The 16,217-nt window shown below is 50.4% G+C and carries 16 protein-coding genes and 1 pseudogene; all 17 read left to right on the forward strand.

The genetic code is table 11. The annotated features are described in order from the left end of the window. The first annotated feature begins 20 nt into the window (after positions 1-20). The 17 genes and pseudogenes from INE92_RS01365 (at position 21) to traM (ending at position 16,175) form a co-directional block, all read left to right on the forward strand. Entirely contained in the window at positions 21-404 is a 384-nt protein-coding gene (locus INE92_RS01365) for a hypothetical protein (RefSeq protein ID WP_232305833.1), read from the forward strand. Next, a complete protein-coding gene (locus tag INE92_RS01370) occupies positions 401-733 on the forward strand; it encodes a DUF4134 domain-containing protein (RefSeq protein WP_005812854.1) in 333 nt (110 codons plus the stop codon). Before INE92_RS01365 ends, INE92_RS01370 begins: the two co-directional genes overlap by 4 nt. 58 nt (positions 734-791) lie before the next feature. Then, positions 792-1,049, forward strand: a pseudogene (locus INE92_RS01375) (DUF4134 family protein); the annotation flags it as partial. A gap of 562 nt (positions 1,050-1,611) precedes the next feature. Beyond that, the gene (locus tag INE92_RS01380) at positions 1,612-3,423 is read left to right on the forward strand and encodes a reverse transcriptase/maturase family protein (protein ID WP_004289323.1); all 1,812 of its coding nucleotides are present in this window, start codon (positions 1,612-1,614) and stop codon (positions 3,421-3,423) included. Between the two features lie 24 nt (positions 3,424-3,447). Next, positions 3,448-3,642, forward strand: a complete 195-nt coding sequence (locus tag INE92_RS27070) for a DUF4134 family protein (RefSeq protein ID WP_121765382.1) — start codon at positions 3,448-3,450, stop codon at positions 3,640-3,642. 48 nt (positions 3,643-3,690) lie between these two features. Further along, positions 3,691-3,990 carry a DUF4133 domain-containing protein gene (locus INE92_RS01390; protein WP_005816074.1) on the forward strand — a complete coding sequence of 100 codons (300 nt, stop codon included), beginning with the start codon at positions 3,691-3,693 and terminating at the stop codon, positions 3,988-3,990. Positions 3,991-4,112: 122 nt separating this feature from the next. Next, positions 4,113-6,818, forward strand: a complete 2,706-nt coding sequence (locus INE92_RS01395; protein WP_008021336.1) for a TraG family conjugative transposon ATPase — start codon at positions 4,113-4,115, stop codon at positions 6,816-6,818. 220 nt (positions 6,819-7,038) lie between these two features. Next, a complete protein-coding gene (locus INE92_RS01400) occupies positions 7,039-9,579 on the forward strand; it encodes a hypothetical protein (RefSeq protein WP_005816117.1) in 2,541 nt (846 codons plus the stop codon). Between the two features lie 14 nt (positions 9,580-9,593). Further along, positions 9,594-10,319, forward strand: a complete 726-nt coding sequence (locus INE92_RS01405) for a hypothetical protein (RefSeq protein WP_005816118.1) — start codon at positions 9,594-9,596, stop codon at positions 10,317-10,319. Positions 10,320-10,346: 27 nt separating this feature from the next. Further along, positions 10,347-11,111 (forward strand): DUF5045 domain-containing protein, encoded by a 765-nt coding sequence (locus INE92_RS01410; RefSeq protein ID WP_005816119.1) that lies wholly within the window; start codon positions 10,347-10,349, stop codon positions 11,109-11,111. Positions 11,112-11,154: 43 nt separating this feature from the next. Next, complete coding sequence (locus INE92_RS01415) at positions 11,155-11,985, forward strand: phage antirepressor (RefSeq protein WP_005816120.1); 831 nt, start codon at positions 11,155-11,157, stop codon at positions 11,983-11,985. Positions 11,986-12,000: 15 nt separating this feature from the next. Further along, complete coding sequence (locus tag INE92_RS01420) at positions 12,001-12,402, forward strand: hypothetical protein (RefSeq protein ID WP_005816121.1); 402 nt, start codon at positions 12,001-12,003, stop codon at positions 12,400-12,402. Then, positions 12,402-13,532 carry a hypothetical protein gene (locus INE92_RS01425; protein ID WP_005816122.1) on the forward strand — a complete coding sequence of 377 codons (1,131 nt, stop codon included), beginning with the start codon at positions 12,402-12,404 and terminating at the stop codon, positions 13,530-13,532. The genes INE92_RS01420 and INE92_RS01425 overlap by 1 nt, the downstream gene beginning before the upstream one ends. A 65-nt stretch (positions 13,533-13,597) precedes the next feature. Further along, the gene (locus INE92_RS01430) at positions 13,598-13,999 is read left to right on the forward strand and encodes a hypothetical protein (protein ID WP_005816123.1); all 402 of its coding nucleotides are present in this window, start codon (positions 13,598-13,600) and stop codon (positions 13,997-13,999) included. Positions 14,000-14,002: 3 nt separating this feature from the next. After that, positions 14,003-14,617 carry a conjugative transposon protein TraK gene (traK, locus tag INE92_RS01435; RefSeq protein ID WP_005816126.1) on the forward strand — a complete coding sequence of 205 codons (615 nt, stop codon included), beginning with the start codon at positions 14,003-14,005 and terminating at the stop codon, positions 14,615-14,617. 12 nt (positions 14,618-14,629) lie between these two features. Next, the gene (locus tag INE92_RS01440; protein ID WP_005816127.1) at positions 14,630-15,049 is read left to right on the forward strand and encodes a hypothetical protein; all 420 of its coding nucleotides are present in this window, start codon (positions 14,630-14,632) and stop codon (positions 15,047-15,049) included. After that, positions 15,033-16,175 (forward strand): conjugative transposon protein TraM, encoded by a 1,143-nt coding sequence (traM, locus tag INE92_RS01445; RefSeq protein WP_005816128.1) that lies wholly within the window; start codon positions 15,033-15,035, stop codon positions 16,173-16,175. Before INE92_RS01440 ends, traM begins: the two co-directional genes overlap by 17 nt. The last annotated feature ends 42 nt before the right edge of the window (positions 16,176-16,217 follow it).

Here is a 16,217-nt window from a genome sequence, read left to right on the forward strand (position 1 = left end):
TCTACTATACGGTCATCATCGTGCAGGATCTGTACGGAAAGCCCAAGGACGAGAAGTCACAGGGCGAGTCGTTTGATGTCAGTGACATGACCGACGAGGAAGAGTCGATAGCGGTCAGCGAGAGCGACGGTGGTTTCAGCGTAGGCGACAACCAATATGAGACAGCCTACGAGGAGAAGCAGCTTGCAGAGCCTACAGAGGAGGCAGCCGCCACTGCGGAAGAGAGCAAGCCTCATGTGCTTGAAAAGATACAAAGCGCAATCGAGAAGAAGATGGAGGAAGTGAATACCACCTATTCCGACCCCATGTATTCGGAAGAATTGAACAACACCATCATCGCCCGCGGTCTTCGTCACAATGGACGTGACATGGTCAAGGTGGAATCACTCAATAATGAGATATGATGTCAAAAACAAGAAGTGCATTTCTATCATTATATGCCGCTTTAACCCCAGCTCTGGCCAGTGCTAAGTGTGGCAACGTGGACTACAGCTGGGGAGCGGACGCACTTGCGAGTGCCCATGACTATGCCGTGACGATGATGCTCTATATCGTTTATCTGTGCTATGCAGTGGCGGGCATCGTGGTCATAGTCAGCGCCTTGCAGATATATATAAAGATGAATACGGGCGAAGAAGGAGTGAAGAAGAACATCATGATGCTGGTGGGAGCCTGCCTGTTCCTCATAGGAGCGACCATCGTCTTCCCCGCTTTCTTCGGTTATCAGATTTGAGATACAGGTGATACGAGATAAGATAACTCAAAGTGTAACAAATTAAAAGGTAAAAAGAATGTTTGAAAGGATTAACAAGAAGGTGAAGGGATTCTTCTCTTCACAGCGCATGAAAACGCTCGCCCTGATGTTGCTTGTCGGCACCACCGCAGCAATGGCACAGAACGCAGCCGGCGACTACTCGGCAGGAACGACCGCGCTTACCACAGTGACGGAGGAGATTGCCAAGTATGTACCTATCGTGGTGAAGCTCTGCTATGCCATTGCAGGTGTCGTTGCAATTGTCGGAGCCATAAGCGTTTACATCGCCATGAGTGCGTCCGTAATGGTTGCATGATAAATTCCTCTTTAGCAAGAGGATAGGTCAGGGTTCAAGTGATCTACTTCCACCCAAATAAGCCCGAGGGGAAACCTAAAGGTGAAAATAGCACTTTGGGAAAGCAATAAGTCAGTCAAAAGCCAGACTGCGACTGAATTGCGAGGGAGAAAGACAGATATGAGGATAAAGTCCATACTGATTGAACGATAGCCCAGCGGCAAAAGATGTAGCTGCGACGGAAGGCTTTTACAAACGTCGCATTGTGGCACTAAGACAACGTCATTGGTGTTATAGCAAAGAACCAGCCACAACGCAACCGCAGTAAGCGGAGAAAAGGGCGGAAGTCGTATCCGACAATCTGTCGTGCTAATAGTTATCATACAGCTAAACGGAGATTACCTAAGTTGGAAAGCCATGAAAGTGGCTATGGGCTTTGGCTCTGAATATCCAATATGGTAACGGAGTTCCCATAGTAGTCCGAGCAAGGTAATGCCTTGTACATGGCGAAGGGGAACAGTTAGTAATGTTTTAATACAAATTTTGAAAACGTGTAAGACGTATGGAAAAATCAGAAAGAGTATTAAAAGCTCTAAGTGACCACAGTCAAAGTTCGGATTATAAATACGAGCGACTGTATCGGTATCTGTTCAGTGAAGAGATGTTCGCTGTAGCCTACCAACGCATCTATGCGAAGCAAGGCAACATGACACCCGGAACTGACGGCAAGACCATCGATGAGATGAGTCTTGAAAGGATTGAAAGATTGATTGTGTCCTTAAAGGACGAAAGTTACCAACCCCACCCTGCACGCAGAGTGTACATACCGAAGAAGAACGGCAAGAAACGTCCGCTCGGTATTCCCTCATTCGAGGACAAATTGGTGCAGGAGGTAGTTAGACTGCTGCTTGAAGCTATTTATGAAGGTCATTTTGAAGGCACTTCACATGGTTTCCGACCGCATCGAAGCTGCCACACGGCATTGGGTATGATACAGAAGTCTTTTGCGGGAGCAAAGTGGTTTATCGAGGGAGACATCAAAGGCTTCTTTGACAACATAGACCACAACGTACTGATTAGCATTCTTCGTGAACGCATATCAGATGAACGCTTCCTCAGACTTATCCGTAAATTCCTCAATGCAGGGTATGTGGAGGACTGGAAGTACAACAAGACGTACTCAGGAACTCCGCAAGGTGGAATAATCAGCCCCATGCTGGCTAACATCTACCTTGACAAGTTCGACAAGTACATCAAGGAGTACGCAGCCAAATTCCGCAAAGGTGACAGACGCAGCATCAATCCCGAATACTGGCGTTTGAACAATAAGAAGAACTGGCTGAAAAAGAAGTTGCAGAAAACATCCGATGAGCAGATACGGAAAAGCTATCTGTATGAAATTGCCCAACTGAGCAAACAGATGCTGTCCACTCCTCACAAGGATGCAATGGATGCGGACTTTAGAAGAATGCAGTATGTAAGGTATGCGGACGATTTCCTTATATCGGTTATCGGAAGCAAGTCTGAATGCGAGACCATCAAAGCGGACATCACCCAATTCATGAGAGAACAACTCAAACTTGAATTGTCTGATGAGAAAACTTTGATAACACACGCACAAGACAAGGCGAAATTCCTTGGATATGAAATCTTCATCAGAAAGTCAGACGCAGTGAAAAGGAATAAGGACGGAGTTCTCAAAAGAGACTTCAACGGCGCAGTGGTGTTAACCCTTAACTCGGCTGTGATACAAAAGAAGCTCACTGAGTACAACGCGTTGGAGGTCAGAAACATTGATGGCAAAGACATTTGGTGGTCAAAGCCTCGCAGATATATGACTCCAATGAAGCCCGAAGATATTCTTGCCCAATACAATGCGGAAACCAGAGGACTTTACAACTACTATTCACTTGCTGCAAACGTGTCCAAAGAATGTGCATCTTTCGCCTTCATTATGAAGATGAGTATGTTCAAGACACTTGGCTGGAAACTGAACACTTCCGCAAGGAAAGTTCGCCAGAAGTATCAGAAGGACAAGGACTTTGTCATTCCGTACAACGATGCCAAGGGAAAGCAGAAATACAGAGTCTTCTACAATGAGGGTTTCAAAAAGAGAAATGCTCAGTTCGATGTTGACTATGACAAACTGCCACAGACCATGTACGTGCCATATCCGAGCCTTGTGGAAAGGTTGAAGGATGGCAGATGTGAACTATGTGGTAAGGAAGGAAAAGTAGTCATGCATCATGTGAGGACTCTCACCAAGCTGAAAGGCAATAATGAGTGGGAGAAACTGATGCTCAAAAGACATCGCAAGACACTGGTTGTCTGTGAGGACTGCAACTCTATGATTCAGAACTATGGTAAAGAGTAATGTTACTAATGGAAAGCCGTATACATGGAGACATGTAAGTACGGTTTGGGGGCGAGTACTCGGAAACCGCCCACCGCAAGGTGGGTATGGCGCTGGGTGCTTAGCCCACACAACGAGGAACAGGACGTCAAGAAGAAGATCATGATGGTCGTCGGCGCATGTATTTTCCTCATTGCAGCAGCCCAGGCACTGCCTCTGTTCTTCGGCATTGGAGGTTAAACGCAGCGTGAGATTGTGAGTATGTAGAACGTTAAAACACTGACAGTTATGGCAGATACAAAGCAAGAGCGTTTTCCGGATTATCCCATTTTCAAGGGACTGCAACGTCCATTGGAGTTCTTCGGGTTGCAGGGACGCTACATCTACTGGGCGGCAGCCACCGCAGGAGGAGCCGTTGCGGGTTTCATCCTCGGCTACTGCATCTTCGGTTTCGTGGCAGGACTCGTGCTGCTAGTCCTCGCCGTAGCTGTCGGTGGCGTTCTCATCGTCATGAAGCAGCGCAAGGGCTTGCACAGCAAGAAGAGTGACAACGGCATATTCATCTATGCCTATTCAAAGAAAGTGTAAAACAAAAAAGAGAATCCATTATGTCCAAGTGGAAAGCTATCAATGATTGTAAGTGAATGGAGGTGGGGGCATCACGCATGAGGGTGCGCCCGCCTTTTTGCGATTAAAAAAGAAAAAGAACAATGACCCTATACATCATACTCATATTCTCAGCCATCTGCGTGGGCATGGCCATCAGTGTCAAGGCATTCGGCACGGGAGGGAAGCGCAAGCGCATCTTCCAGGACATCTACTTCTCCATCGAGGAAGTGGATGGCATCGGCGTGCTCTATACCAAGACGGGCGAATACTCCGCTGTTCTGAAGATGGAGAACCCTGTGCAGAAGTATTCCGCCAACATCGAGGCCTACTATGAGTTCACCCACCTCTTCGCCGCCCTTGCCCAGACCTTGGGCGAAGGCTATGCGCTGCACAAGCAGGACGTGTTTGTGAGGAAGGCATTCAAGGAAGAGAACGGTGGAAATCATGAGTTCCTGAGCGAGAGTTACTTCCGCTATTTCAACGGCAGACCCTTTACCGACAGCGTCTGCTACCTCACCATCACACAGGAGAACAAGAAGAGCCGTCTGATGTCGTTCGACAACAAGAAATGGCGTGACTTCTTGGTGAAGATACGCAAGGTGCACGACCAGCTGAGGGATGCCGGCGTGAAGTCCCGATTCCTCGGCAAAACGGAAGCCTGCGAGTATGTGGACCGTTTCTTCTCCATGAACTTCCGTGACAAGGTGGTGTCGATGACCAACTTCAAGGTCGATGACGAGACCATCGGCATGGGGGACCGTAGCTGCAAGGTGTATAGCCTTGTGGATGTGGATTATGCCAACTTGCCGTCGGTCATCCGTCCCTACGCAAATATCGAGGTGAACAACACCAGTATGCCCGTTGATCTCGTGAGCATCGTCGATAGCGTGCCCGGAGCCGACTGCGTGGTGTTCAACCAGATGGTGTTCGTGCCCAACCAGAAGCGTGAGCTTGCCCTACTCGACAAGAAGAAAAACCGCCATGCCTCCATGCCCAACCCCAGCAACCTGATGGCTGTAGAGGACATCAAGCGTGTGCAGGAGGTGATAGCCCGTGAGAGCAAGCAGCTCGTCTATACCCACTACAACCTCGTGGTGGCAGTGAGCGGCGACACCGACATACAGAAATGCACCAACCATCTCGAAAACTCCTTCTCGCGCATGGGCATCCACATCAGCAAGCGGGCCTACAACCAGTTGGAGCTGTTCGTCAACTCTTTCCCCGGCAACTGCTATGGCATGAATGCCGACTACGACCGATTCCTCACCCTCGGCGATGCCGCCACCTGTCTGATGTACAAGGAGCGCATCGTGCATAATGAGGACACCCCGCTGAAGATATACTATACCGACCGCCAAGGTGTGCCCGTAGCCATCGACATCACAGGAAAGGAGGGAAAGGAGAAGCTGACCGACAACTCGAACTTTTTTTGTTTGGGTCCTTCGGGCAGCGGCAAGTCGTTCCACATGAACAGCGTGGTGCGTCAGTTGTGGGAGCAGAACACCGACATCGTCATGGTCGATACGGGTAACTCGTATGAGGGACTCTGCGAGTATGTGGGCGGCAAGTACATCGCCTATACGGAGGACAAGCCCATCACCATGAACCCCTTCAACATCAGCAAGCGGGAGCTGAACATTGAGAAGATAGACTTCCTGAAGAACCTGATACTGCTGATATGGAAAGGCTCGGAGACGCAGATACCCGAACTGGAGTTCCGTGTCGTGGAGCAGTTGGTGACGGAGTATTACGATTTCTATTTCAACGGTGTGCAGCCCTATCCTTCCTCACAGAAGGAGACACTGAGAAAAAACCTCTCCACCATGGAGAAGCGGCGCGGCACGGAGCTGACGCAGATACACGACAAGGTGGAGAAACTCATCAAGGGACTGGAGGAACGGCGCATGGCATTGAGCGTGAAGACCCTCTCCTTCGACTCATTCTATGAGTTCGCCTGTGAGCGTCTCGACCAGATCTGCATCGAGAACAACATCACCACCATCGACTGCGACAACTTCGCCTATATGCTCCAAAACTTCTACCGTGGCGGCAAGTACGACAAGATTCTCAACGAGAACGTGGATAGCACCTTGTTCGACGAGACCTTCATCGTCTTCGAGGTGGATGCCATCAAGGAGAACAAGCAGCTCTTCCCCATCGTGACGCTCATCATCATGGACGTGTTCCTGCAGAAGATGCGCCTGAAGAAGAACCGCAAGTGCCTTGTCATCGAGGAGGCATGGAAAGCCATCGCCTCGCCGCTGATGGCCGAGTACATCAAGTACCTATACAAGACAGCCCGAAAGTTCTGGGCGAGCGTGGGCGTAGTGACACAGGAGATACAGGACATCATCGGCAGTCCCATCGTGAAGGAAGCCATCATCAACAACTCCGACGTGGTGATGCTGCTCGACCAAAGCAAATTTCGTGAGCGATTCGACGAGATCAAGGCGATATTAGGATTGACGGATGTGGATTGCAAGAAGATATTCACTGTCAACCGCTTGGATAACAAGGAGGGAAGAAGTTTCTTCCGTGAGGTGTTTATCCGACGTGGATCGACGAGCGGAGTGTATGGTGTGGAGGAGCCGCACGAGTGCTATATGACCTACACCACCGAGCGAGCTGAGAAGGAGGCATTGAAACTCTATAAGCATGAACTGAAGTGCAGACATCAGGAGGCTATCGAGCGGTATTGCAGAGATTGGGATGCCAGTGGCATCGGGAAGTCGTTGGCATTTGCGCAGAAGGTCAATGAGGCGGGGCATGTGCTCAATTTGACGGACGATGGAGCCACTCGCCGCTGACACGGCGAGCACGGGGGCTGATTGATGGAAACGGAAATCCCGGAATAGACGTAAAGCCCAGATGCCCGAAAGCAAAACTTTCGGGAACGGTGGCTGGGTAGTATTTACGATTAGTAGTAAATACGATTAGTAGTGAATACTACCAATAGTAAATACTACAAGTAGTAAAGTAGTGGAATAGTAGAAACTGAAAGTAGTAAAAACGTAAAGTAGTGAAGCAATGAGACGTTTATACCTTATTATAATATATATGTGTCTTACACTTGTCGTGGGAAGGGTTCATGCGCAGTATTACAGCGTGAACTACGACAAGCAGATCGTTGCCGCCATGGCTGCCGCATTCGGTGCTGGAGCTATGGCAGAGAGCTATTATAACGAGCAGGTGGGCGAAATCTTGAAGCACTACAATGCCGCAGAGGTTGCCACTGCCGGCATCTTCGCTGCCAAGTTCTTGGAGCGCAAGGCATTCACCGACCTCGGCATTTGGAGCAGTAGCACGGAGAACTACTATTACCGCCGCATCCACAATATGGTGGCGAACAAGATTATGCCCAAGATATGGACGGTGGCAGGAATGATGCTGAAAAGTCCGCAGACCGCCCTCTACTGGGGCAGTTACCTGATGAAGATATGCGCCGACACAAAGTCGCTGTGTATGCAGTTTGAGAGTGTCGTGACCAACAGTAGCTTGACCTTTGCCGACATTCAGTTCTTGGAAATCAACCAAGAGATAGCCGCCATCCTCAAACTCTCGGAGATAGGCAATGTAGATTGGCAGCAGCTGTTGGATGACATCGCCAGTGTGCCCGGCAACTTCACCGTGGAGAACCTCACCGCCGACATCGAGACGCTTTACAATATGGGAGCATCGTTGGCGACGGCAGGTATCAACGGGGCATCAGGCGCACTCTTGCAGCAGAGTGCCTTCAACGACCTTTTCAATGGCAAGGTGAGTAAAATCATCGACATCTATGACAACTACCATGACCTCTATGAACAGGCAGAGAACGGCATCGGCAGCACACTCCTTAGTCTGGTGGGTGGCGAGGACAACGTGGCAGCCCTCTTCGACCTCTCCAACTACAACATCACCTCGTGGATGACAGACTATCTGAGCGAGACGCAGGGCAACTACTATACACAGCGTTGGTACATTGCCCGACGAGACCAAGGCAGCGTAAGCCTCTGTGACTACTATCCGCCGACCGATGACAACAGTATTCTGAACGGTGACCATTGGTATCGTATCAACACCTCCGACCCCAACTTCTACCCTAACAGCACGCAGCGAGAGCAGATACTGGCCAACTCGGAGAACCATGCCGGATGGAGCCGCAGCCGTGTGCAGCAGCTCAACGCCCAGAGCGACGGCTTCACCTATACGATGAACTATTGGATGTCGTCGTACATCATCAGCCGTGGCGGCAAGCAGACCAAGAAGGCCTACGCCTACGAGATACACGTTACCAAGAGCTGGAACAACGTGGAAGAGGTGTATGAGGATGTCTTCGACTCCTACAGCATGGACTTGAATACCTTCAAGCGTCAGTTGCAGGCACGTCTCTCGGAGTATAACGACAACGAGGAGGGCTATGTCTATTACATCGGCAGTGACGCACGCCGTTACTATCAAGCCACCGATGCCGCCAAACTGAAGGGCGTGGAGAGCGTGACCATCAGCGTCACCTGTTCGGACGGTGTCACCCTCGGACAGGGCAGCACGCAGTACAAGTGCCGTGAGTGCGGCGGTTCGCTCAATGCCCACAGCAAGGAATGCGCCATGAGGACAAGCGTATCAGAAAATAATCTCGACCTATCGGAACTGGACGAGAAGGAACGTGAGGCGAATAGCAAGATAGCCCTGTTGGAGGCGCAGATAAGCCAGTTGGAGACAGAGAACAGGAACCTGCTCACGCAGATAGCCAATGCCTCTGTGGAGGAAGCCCCTGCCTTGCGGCAGCAACATAATGTCAACAAGACGAAGATAGACAACCTGAAGAAGGAATTGGCGACATGGCAGCAGCAGTTGGCAGACATACAGAATGCCAAGAGCGAGGCGGCTAACGACAATGCCACCTCCACCGATGACTACTACCGCATCCCTGCCATCATGCAGGATGTGAAGTCAGCCTACAATCTCACGTGGCAAGGTGCCGGTTCGTGGAACGGCTACACCTACGTCCGAACTGCCACCATGCCCAACATCAACGGCATTATCACCTTCAAGGCGACACTGTCCATTGCAAGGAAGCCCAAGTACTTCCTTGGCATCAAGATACACCGTGCGATACTGCAAATATCGTGGGAGCTGACCTCGGAATACACCGACACACAGGTGGTGGATGTGCTGACCCTTGACCCGAATGCCTCTGACGAGGAGAAGACGAGGCAGGTGAACAGCCGTATCTCGGAGATAGCCCAGGAGTTCCCGTCGTGCAGCATCACCACAGAATATGCCAAGAGCGAGGCAACCCAGACCGCCGACAATGACGATGTAATACACCTGCTCTGGTCGAGCGACCGTCTGGAGATAGCCCGTGAAGTAGATAGCCGTATCACCAAGATTTACGCCGACTTGGTATCATTAGAAAAAATGATGCACTACAAGCGCAGCATCATTGACGTGCTGAAGGACATTCTTCCTTCAATCGACGCAGACCAAGGTCGCAGAAGGACACTCATTGAAGAGTGCTACGAGCGATGGAGAGAGAATGCAGACCCTAACAGAGGGAATGGTGAAGATAACGAGAACGAAAACTGAGGGAGGAACGGAGAATGAGACATACCATCATCATAGCTCTCCTGCTGATTACCCTCTTCCCCAATACAGCCTTGGCGCAATGGGGATTCGATGCGGTATCGGTGGAAGCATACATCAACGACCACAAGAAGCAGCGCAGCCTCTTGCTGGCACGCAGCACTTTGGAGTACAGCAATCAACTGCTGCATGAATACAGCAGTGAAGAGGTGGGCAAATACAAGGAACTGAATGTGGATTTGGACAAATACACCCGGGCCTTCGACATCATCGATGTGATGTACCAGTCGTTGCGCACGGTGCTGAACGTGAAGAGCACCTACCAGACGGTGAGCGACCGCATCAGTGACTACAAGAACCTGTTGGAGGACTTCAATGATAAGGTCATCAAGCGGAAACACATCGAACTGGCTGACACGATGCTCATCAGCATCAACAAGAAAGCCATCGACAACATATACAACGAAGGAAGCCAACTCTACCATAGCGTCAACGACCTCGTGTTGTATGCCACAGGAGCGGCAGCCTGTTCAACTTCCGACCTGCTGATGGTGTTGGACAATATCAACAATTCGTTGGACCTGATAGAAAAACATCTGAACCAAGCCTACTTCCAGACATGGCGGTATGTGCAGCTGCGCATGGGCTATTGGAAGGAGAAGGTGTATCGGACGAGGACGAAGGAAGAGATACTGGAAGATGCCTTCAGCCGATGGAAAGTGGCAGGAAAACTTGACTATTGACGGATTGTAAACAAAAGAAGAACGGACATGAAGAAGACAATGATACTCATCATGGCGGTAGCAACCACCATCAAAGCCACAGCCCAGAGCGTGACCTACAACCACGACTCCTCCAAGCAGAACCAGATAACGGTGATGGAGACAGGTGGCGGTTCTCTCACCCCTGAGTTCTATTATTGGCTGTTACATAACAACTATAAGAAGACAGCGGCAGAGAAGAACAAGTTAGGTTTCCGCACTCTTGCCGGCATCAACCTCTACAACCAAGTAGATGATGCGGAGAAGATAGACTCTGCCCTCACCAAGCGTGCTGAGGTGGAAGCCTTGAACGTAGCCGACCGACAGATAGACCTCGCCTGGCTTGCCGAAAGCAGCAAGATCAACGGTCAGTTGGACAAGATGAAGGCGAACATAGACCATATCATCCCTACAGGAGGCACCATCAACGACAAGCGTCGGTGGGAGGAACTGTACAATATGTACCAGTGTGCCGTGAAAGCCACCAAGGATGCCTATATGCCCAATGCACAGAGAAAGCGGCAGTATCTTAGCATCTATGCCGACCTGACGACACAGAACGAGACACTACTGAAATACCTTGTGCAGCTCAACACCCAAAGCCAGACTACCGCCCTCTTGGCAGCCACCAACGACCGTGTAGTACATAAAGGCAGCATCATCAGCGATGCCAAGAGCCGTTGGCAGGAAAACATGAAGGGCGTGAGGAGCTCGACAGGCACTGACGGCGATGATGCCAACAGCGGTGAGGGTGAAGAAAGTGTGAACAGATAGAAATAAGGGAAGAGAAGAAATAATCACAAAACAGCATAGAGATATGAACGATATTCAGATTTTCAACAACGAGGAATTTGGAGCAGTCCGAACCACAGGAACACCAGAGCAACCCTTGTTCTGTTTGGCTGATGTGGCAAGAGTTCTTGGACTAAAAACCAGCAAGTTGGTACAACGACTTTCGGATGATGTACTTTCAAAGTACCCCATCTCGGATAGTCTTGGAAGAGAACAGGTTACAAACTTTATCAATGAAGACGGACTGTATGATGTCATCCTTGACAGTCGCAAACCCGAAGCCAAACGTTTCCGCAAGTGGGTGACATCGGAGGTGCTCCCCTCTATCCGCAAGCATGGTGCCTATATGACACAGCAGACCATCGAGAAGGCATTGGCAGAGCCAGACTTCCTGATACGGTTAGCAGTCAATCTGAAGGAAGAACGACAAAAGCGTCTGCTTGTCGAACAGGAGTGTGAACACCAAAGGACACGCATCGTTGAGTTGGGATCCAAGGTGGATGACCTGCAACAGGAGGTGACGGAGATGAAGGACAAGGTGAGTTACCTTGACATCATCCTTGCCACGAAGAGCAGTGTCCTGGTCACACAGATAGCACAGGACTATGGCGAGTCGTCCATCCGCTTCAACCGACGTCTGAAGGAGATGAACATCCAGTATCAGCGTGGCAAGCAGTGGATTCTGTATGCCGACTACAAGGACTGCGGTTATGTGACCAGCGAGACCTACCTCATTAAACACAAGGACGGTACGGAGGATGTGCGCATGAACACCAAATGGACACAGAAAGGTCGCCGCTTCCTCTATGAGAAACTGAAGAGCGTGGGAGTCATTCCTGTTATCGAAAGAACATAAAATAAAGAAATAGCTATGGAATCAATATCAAAAATACAGTTACGTCTCTATGCCGCCAAGAGGAAAAACGGCAAGTGGCAGTTGGAGATGTCAAGGATGCCGAAGCGAATCAGCGTTATCGGCAGGACACCCATCGTTGATGAGCATTATATGCCATCTGATTTAGAGGTAGTTTCAATGTCAAAGCTTCACAAATATGTCGGAAGTTACTACGGCAAGATTGTGAAGACCCTCAAAGAGGAAGGCATCATCACCAAGGAATATGGAATGTGGAAACTGCGTGAAGACCTTCAGGACAAGGGCATTGCGGTATATGTCACAGGCAGGATGCGCTGCTTCTACCACTTCTATCTGTCATGGACACCGAAAGGCATAGAGTTTATCAAAGAGATTATCAACAATAGAACCAGGCACTGATGGCAGACAACATACTCAGCGATTTCGGCATCAACATCCTCGAAGAGGAGATTGACGATGTGATATTCCAGACCAACGAGTTCCTGACCGATGCCACCTTCACAGGCTCACAAGGGCCGTTCTGGTGGATCCTCCAAATGTGTATGGCATTGGCGGCACTGTTCTCTATCATCGTGGCGGCAAGCATGGCCTACAAGATGATGGTGAAGAACGAACCGTTGGACGTGATGAAACTGTTCAAGCCCTTGGTGGTGAGCATCATCCTCTGTTGGTGGTACCCACCTGCTGACACAGGCATGACCAACAGCGGCAGCAGCTGGTGCGTATTGGATTTTCTATCCTATATTCCCAATTGCATCGGCAGTTACACCCACGACCTCTATGAGGCAGAGGCGACCCAAATTTCCGACAAGTTTGAGGAGGTGCAGCAGTTGGTATATGTCAGGGACTCGATGTACACTGACCTCCAGGCACAGGCAGACGTGGCGCATAAGGGCACATCAGACCCCAACCTGATAGAGGCGACGATGGAGCAGACGGGCGTGGACGAAGTGACCAACATGGAGAAGGATGCCAGCAAACTGTGGTTCACCTCACTGACGGCAGGGGCCGTGGTGGGCATCGACAAGATAGTGATGCTGATAGCCCTGATCGTGTTCCGCATCGGTTGGTGGGCGACGATATACTGTCAGCAGATATTGCTCGGAATGCTCACTATATTCGGTCCAATACAATGGGCATTTTCGTTGCTGCCCAAGTGGGAAGGAGCGTGGGCGAAGTGGCTAACCCGTTATTTGACAGTTCATTTCTACGGAGCCATGCTCTACTTCGTCGGTTTCTACGTCCTGTTGCTGTTTGATATTGTGCTCTGCATACAGGTAGAGAACCTGACGGCCATCACCGCCAGTGAGCAGACGATGGCAGCCTATCTGCAAAACTCGTTCTTCTCGGCAGGCTATCTGATGGCAGCGAGCATCGTGGCGTTGAAATGCCTGAACCTCGTGCCCGACCTTGCGGCATGGATGATACCAGAGGGCGACACCGCCTTCTCAACCCGAAACTTCGGCGAGGGCGTGGCACAACAAGCCAAGATGACGGCTACGGGAACCATGGCGACCGTGATGAGATAACATGTGAGTGTGCGGTGAGTCACCGCACCTCCTATTGAAACAAATAAAAGTAACCATCAAGAAAAATGAAAGCAAAAAATGAAATTGAGCGTTGGCTCAAAGATGAGAAATTCATGGCGTTTGCCAACAAGCGTGCAAAGGAAGAGTTTTTCAATTCCGAAAACAACTACATCGACCCACAGTATGAGGAGATGGCAGAAGGCTTTGAGGATAACGACGAGTATGTAGTGCCTATGGTAGATTACCTGAGTTATCGCTTGCATCGTGCCAAAATCTACAGAAATCGACGGAGACGTGAACGTGACATCTGGTGGGTGTGGATCCAACTGAAATACGAAGGCATCTACGTAGAGGCTTGCATCAAGTATTACGCCAAACTGGTGGAAGAAGTTGAGAAGGACATATACACCATCCTGCACCGTGAATATGTGAGAATGAAGAGAAATCAGACCTCAAACAAGCAGTAACGTATGGTAATCAAGAACTTAGAAAACAAAATCAAGCTGGTGGGCATCATCTGCTCTGCGTTCCTCATGGGCTGCATCATCATCTCGGTGTCGAGCATCTGGACGGCGCGCTGCATGGTGACGGACGCGCAGCAAAAGGTGTATGTATTGGACGGCAACGTGCCCATACTGGTGAACCGCACCACGATGGAGGAAACGCTGGATGTGGAGGCAAAGAGCCATATCGAGATGTTCCACCATTACTTCTTTACGCTTGCTCCCGATGACAAGTACATCCGCTATTCGATGGAGAAGGCGATGTATTTGGTCGATGAAACTGGTTTGGCGCAGTACAATACGCTGAAGGAAAAGGGCTTTTACAACAATATCATGGGTACGAGTGCCGTGTTCAGCATCTTTTGCGACAGCATCAAGTTCAACAAGGAGAAGATGGAGTTCACCTACTACGGTAGGCAAAGGATAGAGCGAAGGAGCAATATTCTGATGCGTGAATTGGTGACGGCGGGACAGGTGAAGCGCGTGCCGAGGACGGAGAACAATCCTCATGGACTGCTCATCACGAACTGGAGAACCTTGCTCAACAAGGATATTGAGCAGAAGTCGAAGTCAAACTTCTAATATCCTAGCGGTATGAGTGTAAAAGGAATCAGACGGATGCTTGTGGGCGAGGATATGCCCGACAAGAACGACCCCAAGTACAAGAAGCGGTATGAGAAGGAGGTGGCGGCAGGGCGCAAGTTTGCCAAGACCGCGAGGATAGACCGTGCGGCGGCTAAGGTGCAAGGCTTTGCCAATGCCCACAAGACGCTGTTTCTCGTCATCGTCTTCGGCTTTGTCGCCACGTGCTTCGGCATCAACATCTACAGGATGGTGCGGTATTACGGTCATCGGACGGAGGCTGCAAGTGCCATCGAGCGGCAGGAAGGGCGCATGAAGCAGATGATGAATGCAGCCCATTGCATCACTCCTCCCGTGACGCATCGAACCAACGAGGAGAATCGAGACAAGTCAGTAACATCAAAATCAGACAGCGATGAGAATAACAGATAAGATAAACTTCCGTCAGCCGAAGTACATGCTGCCAGCCATCGTGTACATCCCGTTGATTGCCACAGGCTATTTTGTCTTTGACATGTTCAATACGGAGGTGGCGGAAACGCAGGACAAGAACCTGCAGACCACCGAGTTTCTGAACCCCAACCTGCCCGGAGCGCAGATTAAGAATGGTGACGGCATCGGTGGCAAGTATGAGAACATGGCGAAGTCGTATGGTCGCATAGCAGACTATTCGGCTGTTGATAACATTGAGCGTGACAACGAAGAAGAGAAAGAAGCGTATGAATCCAAGTACACAGAAGAAGACCTTGCGGAACTCGTCCGTCAGGCAGAAGAGAAGGACGATGCAGCCGAAGTGGCCGATGCCAAGGCGCGAGAAGCGGAAGCACTCGAAGCACTCAACAAGGCACTCGCCGAAGCGAGGCTGAGAGGACAGGCGGCAGTTGCCCCCGTGGCCCAGGATACCACACAGGCTGGGCCTCCCAAGGAGCAGATTGAGGTGAAAGGTCAGATTGCCGAGGACAGCAAGGCGGTGAAGGCACTGGACGAGGAGGACAAGGCACAGGAGGTGGTGAAGAAGGTGAAGGTGACTTCGGACTATTTCAACACCCTGACGCAGAACGAGCATGAGCCAAAGCTCATCAAGGCCATCATTGACGAGGACGTGAAGGCTACGGACGGGTCGAGGGTGCGGCTGAGACTGTTGGACGATATTGAGATTGGTGAGACCGTGGTGAAGAAAGGGTCGTACCTCTATGCCACCATGAGCGGTTTCGGTTCGCAGCGAGTGAAGGGTAGCATCAACTCCATCCTTGTGGATGACGAGCTGATAAAGGTTTCGCTTTCGCTTTATGACACGGACGGACTGGAGGGACTGTATGTCCCCGGCAGCCAGTTCCGTGAGACCACGAAAGATGTGGCGAGCGGTGCTATGCAGAGCAACATGAACATCGACCAGAGTGGAGCGAACAACAGTTTCTCGCAATGGGGAATGCAAGCCGTGACCAATGCCTACCAGAAGACAAGCAATGCCATCAGCAAGGCTATCAAGAAGAACAAAGTGAAGCTGAAGTATGGGACGTTTGTTTACCTTGTAAATGGGAAAGAGAAAAGGAAATAGACACTGCCCGACAACGGAATTGTCGGGAACGGTGGCTCATAG

The organism is Bacteroides xylanisolvens, assembly GCF_018289135.1.
GTDB classification, from domain to species: domain Bacteria; phylum Bacteroidota; class Bacteroidia; order Bacteroidales; family Bacteroidaceae; genus Bacteroides; species Bacteroides xylanisolvens.

Coding starts and splice junctions, on each gene's coding strand:
- INE92_RS01370 (WP_005812854.1), top strand. CDS start 401: ATGATGTCAAAAACAAGAAGTGCATTTCTATCATTATATGCCGCTTTA.
- INE92_RS01380 (WP_004289323.1), top strand. CDS start 1,612: ATGGAAAAATCAGAAAGAGTATTAAAAGCTCTAAGTGACCACAGTCAA.
- INE92_RS27070 (WP_121765382.1), top strand. CDS start 3,448: ATGGAGACATGTAAGTACGGTTTGGGGGCGAGTACTCGGAAACCGCCC.
- INE92_RS01390 (WP_005816074.1), top strand. CDS start 3,691: ATGGCAGATACAAAGCAAGAGCGTTTTCCGGATTATCCCATTTTCAAG.
- INE92_RS01395 (WP_008021336.1), top strand. CDS start 4,113: ATGACCCTATACATCATACTCATATTCTCAGCCATCTGCGTGGGCATG.
- INE92_RS01400 (WP_005816117.1), top strand. CDS start 7,039: ATGAGACGTTTATACCTTATTATAATATATATGTGTCTTACACTTGTC.
- INE92_RS01405 (WP_005816118.1), top strand. CDS start 9,594: ATGAGACATACCATCATCATAGCTCTCCTGCTGATTACCCTCTTCCCC.
- INE92_RS01410 (WP_005816119.1), top strand. CDS start 10,347: ATGAAGAAGACAATGATACTCATCATGGCGGTAGCAACCACCATCAAA.
- INE92_RS01415 (WP_005816120.1), top strand. CDS start 11,155: ATGAACGATATTCAGATTTTCAACAACGAGGAATTTGGAGCAGTCCGA.
- INE92_RS01420 (WP_005816121.1), top strand. CDS start 12,001: ATGGAATCAATATCAAAAATACAGTTACGTCTCTATGCCGCCAAGAGG.
- INE92_RS01425 (WP_005816122.1), top strand. CDS start 12,402: ATGGCAGACAACATACTCAGCGATTTCGGCATCAACATCCTCGAAGAG.
- INE92_RS01430 (WP_005816123.1), top strand. CDS start 13,598: ATGAAAGCAAAAAATGAAATTGAGCGTTGGCTCAAAGATGAGAAATTC.
- traK (WP_005816126.1), top strand. CDS start 14,003: ATGGTAATCAAGAACTTAGAAAACAAAATCAAGCTGGTGGGCATCATC.
- INE92_RS01440 (WP_005816127.1), top strand. CDS start 14,630: ATGAGTGTAAAAGGAATCAGACGGATGCTTGTGGGCGAGGATATGCCC.
- traM (WP_005816128.1), top strand. CDS start 15,033: ATGAGAATAACAGATAAGATAAACTTCCGTCAGCCGAAGTACATGCTG.